This is a genomic window from Microcystis sp. BLCC-F209 (assembly GCF_041928595.1).
Classification (GTDB): Bacteria; Cyanobacteriota; Cyanobacteriia; order Cyanobacteriales; family Microcystaceae; genus Microcystis.
Genome location: NZ_JBHFLL010000192.1, coordinates 1 through 12,389, shown reverse-complemented (window position 1 = coordinate 12,389; position 12,389 = coordinate 1). Strand labels below are relative to the sequence as shown.

Genomic DNA, 12,389 nt, shown 5'->3' with positions numbered 1-12,389 from the left:
TTATCAGTTATCAGTTATCAGTTATCAGTTATCAGTTATCAGTTATCAGTTATCAGTTATCAGTTATCAGTTATCAGTTATCAGTTATCAGTTATCAGTTATCAGTTATCAGTTATCAGTTATCAGTTATCAGTTACCAGTTATCAGTTATCAGTTATCAGTTATCAGAAGATTGCTTTTATTTATTCTTCCCAATTCATAATTCATAATTCATAATTCATAATTCATAATTCATAATTCCTTCTCCCGTTCTAGTTATCTGTCATTTGTCAAGTAAATAAATCTAAAATTTTGGCTAATTTTTGGACACCTCTCCATACTCGTCTGGAAACCACGGTGAAAAAGGGACAATTACTACCTAAAAATGCGTCTCTGTTAGTGGCATTATCGGCAGGTCAGGATTCCCTCTGTTTGGGTCAATTATTGCTGGATTTGCGCTCTCGTTGGGGTTGGCACTTGGCGATCGCTCACTGTGATCACCGTTGGTCTTGCGACCGAGGATTAGTGGCTCATGTGCAGAAAATCGCCGAAATTTGGCAATTACCCGTTTATATTGCCACCGCACCCCCCATGGCGGAAACGGAAGCCAAGGCCCGACAATGGCGTTATCAAGCTTTACAAACAATCGCCCAAGAACAGGGTTTTAATTATCTTCTCACGGCACACACGAGGAGCGATCGAGCGGAAACTTTTCTTTATAATCTCACGCGCGGAGCCGGTAGTGATGGACTTTCTGCCTTAACTTGGTGGACAAGTTTAACCCCGGATATTTTTTTAGTCCGTCCCCTCTTAAATGTCACTCGCGAGGAAACTTTCGCTTTTTGTCAAAGTCGAGAATTACCGATCTGGTACGATCAAGCTAATGAGAATTTACGCTATGCTCGCAATCGCATCCGTCGGGAATTATTACCCTACCTGCAAACTAATTTAAATCCCCAAATTGAAAAACATCTCGCCCAAACTGCTGAAATTTTGGAAGCAGAAAGCGATTATTTAGATAGTATTGCCCGGGATATTTTTCGTCAGGTTATCGATCTAGATCAACAAAGACTCGATCGCTCCCCTTTACAAATTCTACCTCTAGCGATACAAAGACGAGTGATTCGTTTATTTTTGGCTCAATATTTACCCTCATCGCCTAATTTTGCCGAAGTTGAGTCAGTGGTTAATCTCATTACTGGTGTTAATCGCGATGCCACTTCTTCCTTAACTGGCAAAATCCGGGTAGAAGTACAACAAAATTGGCTATATATCAGTTATCAGTGATCAGTTATCAGTTATCAGATTACAGTTTTAAGTGGACAGTGTTAGGGGAAAAATTCGCTACTTTCTTTTCACTGATTACTGATTACTGTTCACTGAAAAGCCCCATCTCCCCATTCTAGTTATCTCTAGCTAACTTTTACAGCAATTAGTTTAAGGATAAACTAAAATAGTAATACAATTAAACTAAAAATAAAATTGGCGGGGCATAATGAGCGAAACTAAAGTAATTAATCGAGAAAATTTACTGGTAAATCTCCGGCAACAACTGCGAGCCGGACAACAGGAATTAGCCGATTGGCAAGGGGGAAAAATGGCCATTTCTGCGGTGCCGGGGGCGGGAAAATCCCACAGTTTAGCCGTAGCTGCCGCTATGGTTATTGCTCGTGAGCAACTTCATGCTAAAAAACAGTTAATTATTGTCACGTACACCCGCTCGGCTGCCGCTAGTATTAAAGCTAAAATTAAACAACGCTTGCAAGATTTACAACTTTCAGCCCAAGGTTTTAGCGTCCAAACTCTGCACGGACTGGCCCTACAATTAGCCCGTCGTTACCCGGAATTATCGGGATTAGACCTCGAATCTTCTACCTTAGTTATTCCGACTCCTAGCCACAGAATTATTAGAAACTCGGTGGAAAAATGGCTAATTGCTGACCCAATTCGTTATCAAAAGTTATTAGAAGGAGTGGAATTTGATGGGGAGGAAACAGAAAGATTACGCCGTCAATCGGTGCTGAGAACCGAAATTTTACCTAGTCTTGCCTATACGGCCATTCATGAGCTAAAAAGTTCGGGATTATCACCGCAGCAAGTCTGGGAATTAAGCCACTATACCGACGATAATTATCAAATTCTCGCTATTGCTAGTGGTTTGTACCAACAGTATGAAATCCTGATGCGTCAGAAAAACTATATAGATTATGATGACATGATTTTAGGAGCCTTGCGAGTATTAGAGGAAGAAAAAATTCGCCGACAATGGCAAAAATCTGTCTTTGGAGTCTTTGAAGATGAGGCACAGGATTCTAGTCCTCTCCAAGAAAAATTAATTACTATTTTAGCAAAAAATAATGACGGGGAAATACCTAATTTAATTCGCGTCGGCGATCCCAATCAAGCCATTAATTCTACCTTTACCCCCGCCGATCCTGTTTACTTTAATTGGTTTTGTGAAAGTTGTCAAAGCGAAGGCAATTTATCGACTATGAACCAAGCAGGTCGCAGCAATACTAAAATTATTGAAGCTGCTAATTTAGTGTTACAATGGGTCGATCGAGATTGGAAACAGGGAAAAGATAATCATAAAGTTACCGAGGCTCCTTTTCGGGTTCAAGCGATTCTTCCCGTCAGCGCTGAAGATCCCCAACCTAATCCAGTCAAGGAGGGAAAAGGATTAGAAATTTATCAACCTGATGATATTTATCAAACAGTGGAATTAATTGAAAAACGTCTAGTTAAATTACTCCAAGAAAACCCTCAACATAATGGGGCTATCCTCGTTAGAGAAAATCGACAGGGACACTTTTTTGCTCAAAAATTTGCCCATTTTTACAAAAGTTATCAAATCAGAATTTTTGAAGCTAACGAGATTGATCGCTTTTCCCAAATTCCCGCCGAAATGCTGAAACTATTAGCTTTTGTCGAACGTCCCCACTCTCCCGATTATCTGAAAGCGGCTTTAGAAGTGCTACAATTGAGGGGTTTAATTACTGCCCAAGACTTAAATCCTTTAGTTACCTATCCCGAACAATTTCTCTATCCCACTCCCCTCGATCCCGAACTCAAATCTAACGAAAAAATCGCCCGTCGTTATTGCTGCAGTTTACTAAAAGCTAGATTAGAATTACCCCATTATCAACTCCTATCTTTTTTCGCTATGACTCTCCAATATTCAGGGTCAGAATTAGCAACTTTGCAAAAATTAACCGCCCGTATTTATCAGGAAACTGCTGGTAATAGTTCTCTGAAAAACACAATTAATACTCTTAATGAAATTATCGCCTCTGAGCGCTTTGAAGGGGTGGAAGAAGATAACGACGATTGTTATACTCGTCCCGGACAACTGACGATTATTACTATGCACAAAGCCAAGGGTTTAGACTGGGATTATGTTTTTATTCCCTTTCTTCACGAAGATATTATTCCTGGCAAACCTTGGGTTCCCAATGGGGCGAAATTTTTGGGAGATTTTACCCTCGCAGAAGTAGCCCGGGCGCAAATTCGAGCAGCGGTTCATCAACGCTATTTAAACCCCGACAGCATACCAATTATTCCCCCACCTTTAAGTGCTTGGTTAGAAGCTGGACAACTTAAAAAAGCTGAAGAATACCGACTTTTGTATGTAGCGATGACACGAGCAAAAAGACTTTTATGGATGTCGAGTGAAAAAAAAGCTCCCTTCCGTTGGAACACTTTTCGCGGAGACGAAAGTAGTCAATTACAGGATAAAAATCCCTGTCCTGTCTTTCCTGTTTTAATCAATGCTTTCCCCGATTCTTTCTGTGTTTAACTGTTGCTGCAGCGTCCGCGGATAAAGAATTAGGAAGACAAACCACCACAGGAGTATGGGAATAGATAGGAGTAGAGTTAACCAGAGACGCTGGGTTAAAAACCAACAGCCGGCAATCAGGGCAATTCCTGTCAATAAAATCGACCAAGGTTGACACCAACGGGGTTTGTTGTCCCAAACGTTATCGGATTTCGAGTTAGACATTAGTTAAGGGGCGGTAATTTACTAACTTGATTTTATCGTACCTGACTATTCAGATCACTGCTATAATTTTGGGAAATTCTAAGTAGGTGGGTGGAATTAAATATAAAATGAACGTAGGTTGGGTTGAAGCATGAAACCCAACGCCCGCATGGGTTACGCTACCGCTAACCCATCCTACAAATAATTGTGCCTACCTACTTATCAATAGATTTTCTTATCTCTAGACAAACTAAGCTAAATTTTCCTATGATTGATGTCTTTTATCCGATTCCCAAGCTGTTAGATACTATTCTGACGGAGATTTATGCCGAAAATCGCCGTAAACATGAAGAAAGAATGGCCGAATTACAAATAATCTCTAATTCGTCCCTTCGCGATGCCTACGCCCAACAGCTATTATTAGATCGATTTCTTGCTCCCGTGGAAAATGCTCAACATAGCATTCAAAATGCCGCTAAACACGCTCAGTACATGGCAGAAGTAGTTAATTATTATCATCGTGACCATGGCTGTAGTCAAGAGCAAGCTCAAGAAATATCCCGTCAATTTCGGGCTTTAGCGGTTAAAATTTCTCAAATTGACTCTCTTTACGATTTAAAAATCATTTATCAAGTGGTTACTGTTTTCACCCAGCAATTATCAAGATTTAAACACCGAGAAAGAAATTATTCTTGGGAAAGGGAAATCAGAAAGGGTATTTTAGATCCCTTAAATACCTGCATTGCTGTGGAGAAAAATTTTCAAAGACGGGTAGCTTTGATGACTGGTGAACACCCATCAGCTAGGGTAATGGGATTATTAGAGTCAGAATAGACAAACTGACTCTACGGACATTTTTGGGGGAGTTTTAATACAAACTCCCCGCAATCATAGCCGCTAATAAAATAAAACCGACCCAAACATTTTGACCGAACATTTGACCATAAACTGGTTTGGGTAAATCCGATTGACGTAACAGCCGGTATTGACGCAACCAAGCGATCGCCGCTAGACCCAACCCTAGCCAAAAAGAGGCTGATAACTGCATTTTTTGCCCCTCCCAAGCCAATAAACCTACTGTTAGGGCAAAAAAGACCCCCACGGCTTCCGTGGCGTATTTGCCGAAAAATATGGCACTAGAGTTAATACCAACCTTGAGATCATCCTCTCGATCGGACAGAGCATAAATTGTATCAAATGCCAATGTCCAAAAAATCACCGCTCCCCATAATATAAATGTATTACTATTTAACGACCCAGTGACGGCACTCCAACAGATTAAAACCGCAAAACCCCAAGCGAGAGAAAGAACCAATTGGGGTACAGGAAAAAAACGCTTGGCGAGGGGATAGCAGATAATCAAGGGAACGGCGGCCACACATAGGCAAAAACTCAGGAAATTGAGATATAAAGCTAAAATTGCGGCACAAAAGAAAGCAATTAGAGCGATAATCAAACCAACCTTGATCGATAAAGCTCTGGCCGCTAAAGGACGGTTACGAGTGCGATCAACCTGTGGATCAATATCCCGATCCCAAAGATCGTTAACCACACAGCCGGCGGCGCTAGTAGCCAAAGTTCCCAAAATGATCACCCCGATCAAGGGTAGCGGTGGCCCCCCCTCTGCCGCCAAAAATACCGCCCATAAAGCGGGAATCATCAAAATTAACCTACCGGCGGGTTTATCCCAGCGCAAGAGGCGAATAATCGTCATCCAAGTGGGTTCTAGATCGGGTTGGGATATAGTCATAATTTCTCGTAAAAAGTAGAAACTAGGAGTTAAGGGGAATTATGAATTATAAATTATGAATTATGAAGTGGGAAGTGGGGGGATGGGGAAGTGGGGGAGTAAGAATTATGAATTAAGTGGGTGGGTGGAATTAAATATAAGATGAACGTAGGTTGGGTTGAAGCATGAAACCCAACGCCTGCATGGGTTACGCTACCGCTAACCCATCCTACAAATAATTGTGCCTCCCTACTTATGAATTATGAAGTGGGAAGTGGGAAGAAAAAAGCTGCCTCCTGCCTTTTGACTTTTGACTTTTGCCCCTTCTGACAAGTAGCATAATGCCCAAAGGACTTAACGTGATTACCAGCCCCAACTATTGGGAACGCCTTTAAATGGACCAACCACATCGGAGGTTATCCATCCCCCGTAAAAGTTGCCCGGTTGCGGTTGTACTAATTCACCGTCGGCATAACAAGCGGTCATTTTGGCAGGATAAAAAGCCAGATAATTCTTAATTGCCTGAAACTCTGGTGTCGGGTCCGGATAATACCAAGCGGCGTTAATTGCCTGTTGATCCCCAACGGTGATATTGTAATATCCAGCTAGACCTTTCCACTCACAAAAAGACTTTTCTGCTGTGGCTTGCAGGTATTCCATTTTAATATCTTGGGGCGGTAGATAATAAACTGGAGGATGACTGGTTTCTAGAACTCGATAACTGCTTTTAGTATCGGCAATTATCACACCATTAAAGATAATTTTTAGGTGTTTAGGTGATAATTCTAGGCGCGGGGGACGCGGATAATCCCAGACGGATTCCTGTCCTGCTTTTGCTGGTATCGGTTGGGGACGAAACATAATTTTTCTTATATTATTCTCCGAGTCAGTTCACTGTTTACTGATTACTGATTACTGATCACTGAAAAGAGTTTTCTCAGGGTTTCCACTCGTTCTCGATTGACATTTAAATCCGATTCTCCTAACCGGGAGGCCGAGCGAACATCGATCGCATTTTTGGTAGGATTAAGAGAAAATTCCACATCATCGACAAATCCCATCCATTGACTGCTAAATTCGGCGTAGAGATAGTTATTATCTTGGCTAATAATTTTAGTTCTCGGTTGGGAGGCGATAATTTTAGCTAATTGCTCGATCGCTTTTTCACCGCTACCCTGATAACTAAGGGGTTCGATCGCATGAGCCTGATCCTGACTCTGACTACTAACACAATTAGGAGTGACTGGACAAGGGGCCAGTTTACCCTCCCTGACTCCCAAATAATCGGGACGAGTACCGGCGAATAAACTAACGCTATCGGGAGCAATTAACCTAATTCCTAGCCAGATGAGCAGTATTCCTAGGAAAATAAACGGGGTTAGCCGGAAAGATTTTTTCACCGTGTTGGGAGTTTCAGTCATGCTAGTCTTACAGAATCACTTCAATTAACTTAACATTGATAGGTGTGACAATATCAGGAGATAGAATAAGATGTTTCTCGATGAATTACAACCCGTTGTTAAAGAACTGATTCAACAACCGATCGCTTTTTTCGGTGGTTTTGCCTCTGGATTACTGCGCTTGAAACTTTCGGACGATCCCCTCAAAAAATGGTTAGAAGAGCAGGGATTAGTCAGTTTTAACGACAATAATCAGGATAACGGCAACAGTCCCCAGTCGATCTCGATCGATTAGGGATCAGGGGTTAGCTGTTGGGGGTGAGGGTATTCTCCCATCCCCAAAACCCCCCGCTTACCACCCCATCAGCTTAACTTGTTGCTGAAAGTAGATAAATTTCCTCGGCTACTCGTTTTAAGCGTCTTAATTGCGCTTCCATATCCTTTTTAGTCCATTTGGCGGCGAATTGCTGGAATCCCCACCCCACAACCGGATTAGGAATCGCAAACTCAAAACGATTGATTAAACAAGTGCCGTCATCATTGGGTTGACATTCCCAGCGATCGCATCCGCGAAAAAAGCCTTCAAATTGCCAGACAATTAACCCTGGTTCCCTCTCAATCACCGTACTTTTTAGCGTTGGCTGAATTAGGGGGATTTGAATCAAAAAACGACTTCTCCCACCGATATCGGTCTTCCAATCGCCGATAGGTTCACAAACTAACACCGGATTCAACCAACGACGCATTAACTCTAAATCCGTGATACAACGCTCCACCGTCGTGGCACTAGCTTTAATCTGAATTGATTGTTCAAATACTTGACAAGATGACATTGATCTGCTTATAAATTGCTGGCTGAGAATTATCGGTAGTCGGACAAAAATAAAGTTAACTGTGCAGACAAGGCAACAGTAAGGGTTTCGGCCTTGGTTACATTTCTTAACATAGTCTTGTTTATAGCCTTTCTCATCAAGATGAAGTGTAACCTAATTTGCTATGGACGACCGGCGATCGACTCCCCAAAACGAAAACTTCCTACCTCACCATTAAGATAACTGCTCTCAAGCTCACTTTTTCACTAGCTTGACAAATTCTCGAAAACGTTGGCGTAATCTCTCGATATTAACTGATAATAACATTGGTATCGAGAACAAAGCGTTTAGTCATCGCGTCTTCATCGGCCCGCGTCCTGTAGGGGCGAAGCATTCGGGCAGTAACCTATCGGTGAAACCGGAGATTTTCTATCCGAATGCTTCGCCCGTACTTTTTCAGCAAGCCTTAAACACTTCCTGAGCGTTAGTGGCAATCTCGGCCCGTCGAGCTTCGATCCAGCGCTTGCGGATTAACTCACAAGCATGGAAGCCGTGATAAATTCTATGGAACACAAACAACACGAAAACCTAAAGTTTTATCGGCTATGTTAATGTCTCTTGAACTACGAGAAAAAGAGCAACAGTCATTCTGTGAACTCTCAAAACACCCTCCTCTGACAACTTTTACATTACTTTCGGTATTCATTGCTGAACCATCAGAAGGATGCCCATGATAACCATCTACCCAGTCATCTTGACACCATTCCCATACATTTCCTAGTAAATCATGTAAACCCCAAGGATTTGTTTTATATCCCCCTACATTGGTTGTCGTCGTCAAAAAATAATAAGCATCACGTATATTCTGGTGATTATATGTATACAATAGATATCCATATTCAGTTTTATCACTGCCCATTACGACAAAACTTTCAGAAAAAAGATCATTTTTTTTATCAATAAAATAAAAATGTTGAAAAACATTCATATGTCCATATTTCCCTAAATATCGACACTTTTCTCCAAAAAAATATCTAGTAGTCGTACCTGCTCGACAAGCATATTCCCATTGAGATTCTGTGGGTAATTGATATTTTTTACCCGTTATTTCTGATAATTTTTGACAAAACTCTTGAGCCATATTCCAAGTTACTCGTTCAACTGGGTGATTTTTGCGAGTATCATAATATTGTTGCCTCATGTGTCCTTGTGTATTGTTATCAAAAGACGGATTATTACCCATTACTGCCTTATACTGAGCTTGAGTAATAGGATATTTGCCCATGTGAAAAGCTGGTACTTTAACCTTATGAATAGGACTTGCCGCATCATGATCGGGAAGACAATGTAGATAATAATCATGTTTTAAATCATCATAACCATCCGAACCCATCATAAACTCACCCGCAGGAATGGCAATCATTTCTAATGCCAAATCACCGGGCAACATTTCCGTAAAATTATCCGCAGGATTCGGCTTACTGGTCTTTAACTTTTCCTCCACAATCATCGGCTCCCCCAGCGCCAGTAAGTGGGGAATATTACCAAAACGATTCAATAATTGCCAACCTGCCAAAAGACTATTAATCCCCGCGCTTTGACTAGCATTAATCCCGTCCGCATCTTTAACCTTCTCTAGTAGCAACTTCAAAGACTCTAAAAACGGCTTATCTTCTTGATAAATGATCCGTTTCAAAAGCTGACAATCAGCGTCATTATCCAGATCAAAAATCTTGTCCGATGGGGCATCATTAGCCCGTAACCAATCGGAAAACGCCTTATTACCCTGCTCTAAAGCCAAATACTGATACTGACTTGGTAAATTAGCCAAAGATAACGCCAACTTCATGCGGATTTCAGGCAAACAAGAGGGAGCATCCGATTTTAAAGTATCGTAAAATTGCCCGTAAGCTTTGACAACGGTTGAAATTCCCATCTGCCAAAACTCCGACGTTAAAAAAGAATGATTCTTGTACTTTTCCAACAAATAGGGAATCAAGCTCGGTAACAAAGGTGTATTTTCCCAGGAATTTCCCAGAAAGAGAATATCCGCATAAAGTCCAATGACTAAACAGTGCCATACTGCCAAATACTCATAAAAACTCTTGTAATCTTGGTCGGTGATTTTATACTCTTTGCCAATCGGCAAGTTAGAAGTATCAATGCCATGCTTTTCTAACTCTTCTTTTTCTGCCAATTCTCTGTAGAAAATTTGTAAATTCTCCTCGTTCACTCCGCCCATATTTTTAATATAGGCTTCATCCTTACCCAGAGATTGTAACTTCTGGCGAGTGATTTCCCACTCCAAAGCACTTTTTTTCGCTGAATTATTCAGTAAATCAGCAACAGACTGACCCGATAAAATCGTCGCCTGCGTGTAAGAAACATCGCCCCCCGACCAATAACCCGCACGAAAATTGAGTTCCCCCAAGGGAATTTCAGACTCTAAAACTAAAATAGGAATACTTTTTAATTGTGCATGAAGCGCTTGCAAAGCCGACCCACCGCCCCGCTTATTGGATTCCCAAGCTTTATCTAATAACTGGACAGGATATTGCTTACTATTCAAATAACCCTGATGAAGAAATTGCTCAATTTCCTTAGACAAAAACCCTTCATAACTAGCTTGATAGGGTTTGCCTGAACTGGGATCGTAATCTAAGCTAGGGGGTGCAAGTAGCACTTTTAAAGGCATTATGCCATGAGCGAAAGAATTTTCTAATAAATCAGATGCTAAATTGGCGATAGGCGATTTATCTTCCCTAAGCCTTTCCCGCATTTGTATTAAAGCATTTTGATGCTGAATTTGGGTCAAATCACGCTGAAAATCTTGCTGTAACTGCAAAATATCATACTGAATCTTCTTTTCCTGCTCAAAACGCCATTTTTGAAAATCCAGATTTTTTTGATTAATCGCAAAGTTAACCTGCGCCCGAAAAGCCTCAATTTCCTTCGCTCTTTCGTGGTTAAGTTCAGCTAATTCTCTTTGAAATTCTTGATTTTCTCTTTGTTGCAATACGGAAAATTTTAATTGATTATATTGCAATTCTGCGGAATGCTTTCTACTTAATCGAGCAATTTCTTCGGAAGAATCCCGATTTAGCCGACTGATACTTTCAGAAGATTTACGATTTTCTGATGCTGACCAAGCATTATTTCCACTCGATACCAGCGCACTAAAAGCTGCACCACCGGCATAAATTAAGGCATCAGCAGCTATCTTATCTAAGGGCATATTTTAAAATTCTCCACAATAAGTTAATGATAATTACTTTTGAGCAAATACGAGATTTTTCAAGGCTGAAACTTAAACTTTTTTCGCCTGTTCCCTTAACTTTTGAGCTTCCGCCTGATATTTCTCAGATTCAGCCATCGCATTTTGGGCTTCTTTCCCATGACTAGAGGCATCTGACTGGTTTTTATGCTCACGATGCCAATCGGCTTCTTTACTGTGACTCTGAGAACGACTTAAACTATCGTTAGCTTTTTTCTCTAGTTCATTGGCTTTACTTAATAACTCAGAAGCCGTCTCAGAACCAGATCGCTGTGAAAGATGATCCCAATGGGAAGTATGATCTGCGTGGGAATATTGATGGTCTGGGAAACTGTTAGCATGATGAGGGTGATAATCTGCTAAGTGCTGGTTCTCAAAACCTTGATCAAAATGAGAAGGATGATCAACTTGAGAATATTGATGGTCTAATAAACCATTAGCGTGATGGGGTTGATAATCTGCTAAACCCTGATGCTCAAAAGCATTATGGATATGATGAGGCTCATAAATGCTGATATTAGATGGGACAAAGGGATCGTGGTGAACTCCCAAATTAGGGTCGCTTAACAAATCTTGATGGTCGTGCAAATCCAGCGACGAATCCGCATGAGTATGTAAAGTGTGGGTAGTATCGGACTGATGAAGGTTATGATCAAAGGCTGGTAGATCCATGATGATATCTTGTCAGTGGAGGAATGAGTATTTATTTAGGCTAGGGAATAACTTGATCCAGATAAATTACCCCAATCCTAGCATATTTATTTTAGTCGAAGCCATCGGATTAGCGCAATGCGATCGCCATTTATCAAAGGATCGCCAAGTAATACTAAATCCAGTTATTAAAGACTAATTATTTAGGATTTGCTGAAAAACTTTTTGCCGCAAACCCTAACTATAGGCTCAAGCTCACTTTTTCACCAACTTGACAAATTCTCGAAAACGTTGGCGTAATCTCTCAATATTAGCCGATTTTCCGCCATAACGCCAATCAACGTAGGCGCAAGCAATCTCCTCGATAATATTCGCCACTGGCGGCGGTTGGACGCGGCGGGCGGCGGTGGCGTATTCTAAAGGGGTTTGAGCGGGATGTTTGCCATAACCGGCTTCTGTTAAGATTCCTAACATTTGCTGGTATAAACGCTCGATTGGTGGTAGTTTTGCCAACTTGCGACTCCTACGCCAACGATGGAACTGTCCCCATCCTAACCAACTAGCG

14 protein-coding genes are annotated in these 12,389 nt (G+C 41.2%); 6 read left to right on the top strand and 8 right to left on the bottom strand.

Annotated elements, in window-relative coordinates:
• From ACE1AQ_RS12425 to ACE1AQ_RS12415, 3 genes are all read left to right on the top strand, one after another.
• Positions 1–216, top strand: a 216-nt coding sequence (locus ACE1AQ_RS12425; protein WP_374808514.1) for a hypothetical protein, incomplete at its 5' end; no start/stop codon positions are given.
• Positions 217–291: 75 nt separating this feature from the next.
• A complete protein-coding gene (tilS, locus tag ACE1AQ_RS12420; protein ID WP_110543940.1) occupies positions 292–1,266 on the top strand; it encodes a tRNA lysidine(34) synthetase TilS in 975 nt (324 codons plus the stop codon).
• A 208-nt stretch (positions 1,267–1,474) separates the two neighbouring features.
• Positions 1,475–3,775: an ATP-dependent helicase gene (locus ACE1AQ_RS12415; RefSeq protein WP_110543937.1), complete on the top strand. Its 2,301-nt coding sequence runs from the start codon at positions 1,475–1,477 to the stop codon at positions 3,773–3,775.
• On the opposite strand, the gene ACE1AQ_RS12410 is transcribed toward ACE1AQ_RS12415, so the two are convergent.
• A complete protein-coding gene (locus ACE1AQ_RS12410; protein WP_039899993.1) occupies positions 3,740–3,979 on the bottom strand; it encodes a DUF6737 family protein in 240 nt (79 codons plus the stop codon). The genes ACE1AQ_RS12415 and ACE1AQ_RS12410 overlap by 36 nt on opposite strands.
• 246 nt (positions 3,980–4,225) lie before the next feature.
• Here ACE1AQ_RS12410 and ACE1AQ_RS12405 point away from each other — a divergent pair, with 246 nt between their 5' ends.
• Positions 4,226–4,792 (top strand): hypothetical protein, encoded by a 567-nt coding sequence (locus ACE1AQ_RS12405; protein ID WP_110543935.1) that lies wholly within the window; start codon positions 4,226–4,228, stop codon positions 4,790–4,792.
• 34 nt (positions 4,793–4,826) lie between these two features.
• Here the strand turns inward: ACE1AQ_RS12405 and ACE1AQ_RS12400 are convergent, their stop codons facing one another.
• The 3 genes from ACE1AQ_RS12400 to ACE1AQ_RS12390 form a co-directional block, all read right to left on the bottom strand.
• Positions 4,827–5,708: a 4-hydroxybenzoate solanesyltransferase gene (locus tag ACE1AQ_RS12400; protein ID WP_110543933.1), complete on the bottom strand. Its 882-nt coding sequence runs from the start codon at positions 5,706–5,708 to the stop codon at positions 4,827–4,829.
• 342 nt (positions 5,709–6,050) lie between these two features.
• Positions 6,051–6,548 (bottom strand): DUF427 domain-containing protein, encoded by a 498-nt coding sequence (locus ACE1AQ_RS12395; RefSeq protein WP_004163102.1) that lies wholly within the window; start codon positions 6,546–6,548, stop codon positions 6,051–6,053.
• 44 nt (positions 6,549–6,592) lie between these two features.
• The gene (locus ACE1AQ_RS12390) at positions 6,593–7,108 is read right to left on the bottom strand and encodes a DUF1499 domain-containing protein (protein WP_110543931.1); all 516 of its coding nucleotides are present in this window, start codon (positions 7,106–7,108) and stop codon (positions 6,593–6,595) included.
• A 70-nt stretch (positions 7,109–7,178) separates the two neighbouring features.
• Here ACE1AQ_RS12390 and ACE1AQ_RS12385 point away from each other — a divergent pair, with 70 nt between their 5' ends.
• On the top strand, positions 7,179–7,382 hold the full coding sequence (locus tag ACE1AQ_RS12385; RefSeq protein ID WP_002778572.1) for a hypothetical protein: 204 nt from the start codon (positions 7,179–7,181) through the stop codon (positions 7,380–7,382).
• A gap of 73 nt (positions 7,383–7,455) precedes the next feature.
• Here ACE1AQ_RS12385 and ACE1AQ_RS12380 read toward each other — a convergent pair whose 3' ends face one another.
• On the bottom strand, positions 7,456–7,920 hold the full coding sequence (locus ACE1AQ_RS12380) for an SRPBCC family protein (protein WP_002736419.1): 465 nt from the start codon (positions 7,918–7,920) through the stop codon (positions 7,456–7,458).
• 250 nt (positions 7,921–8,170) lie between these two features.
• Here ACE1AQ_RS12380 and ACE1AQ_RS12375 point away from each other — a divergent pair, with 250 nt between their 5' ends.
• Entirely contained in the window at positions 8,171–8,380 is a 210-nt protein-coding gene (locus ACE1AQ_RS12375; RefSeq protein WP_172456623.1) for a hypothetical protein, read from the top strand.
• 81 nt (positions 8,381–8,461) lie between these two features.
• Here ACE1AQ_RS12375 and ACE1AQ_RS12370 read toward each other — a convergent pair whose 3' ends face one another.
• The 3 genes from ACE1AQ_RS12370 to ACE1AQ_RS12360 all read right to left on the bottom strand — a co-directional run.
• A complete protein-coding gene (locus ACE1AQ_RS12370) occupies positions 8,462–11,134 on the bottom strand; it encodes a formylglycine-generating enzyme family protein (RefSeq protein ID WP_110543929.1) in 2,673 nt (890 codons plus the stop codon).
• Between the two features lie 72 nt (positions 11,135–11,206).
• Positions 11,207–11,845, bottom strand: coding sequence for a hypothetical protein (locus ACE1AQ_RS12365; RefSeq protein WP_110543926.1), 639 nt, complete (start codon positions 11,843–11,845; stop codon positions 11,207–11,209).
• A 234-nt stretch (positions 11,846–12,079) separates the two neighbouring features.
• On the bottom strand, positions 12,080–12,389 hold a 310-nt coding region (locus tag ACE1AQ_RS12360; protein ID WP_374808508.1), incomplete at its 5' end, for a DUF4129 domain-containing protein.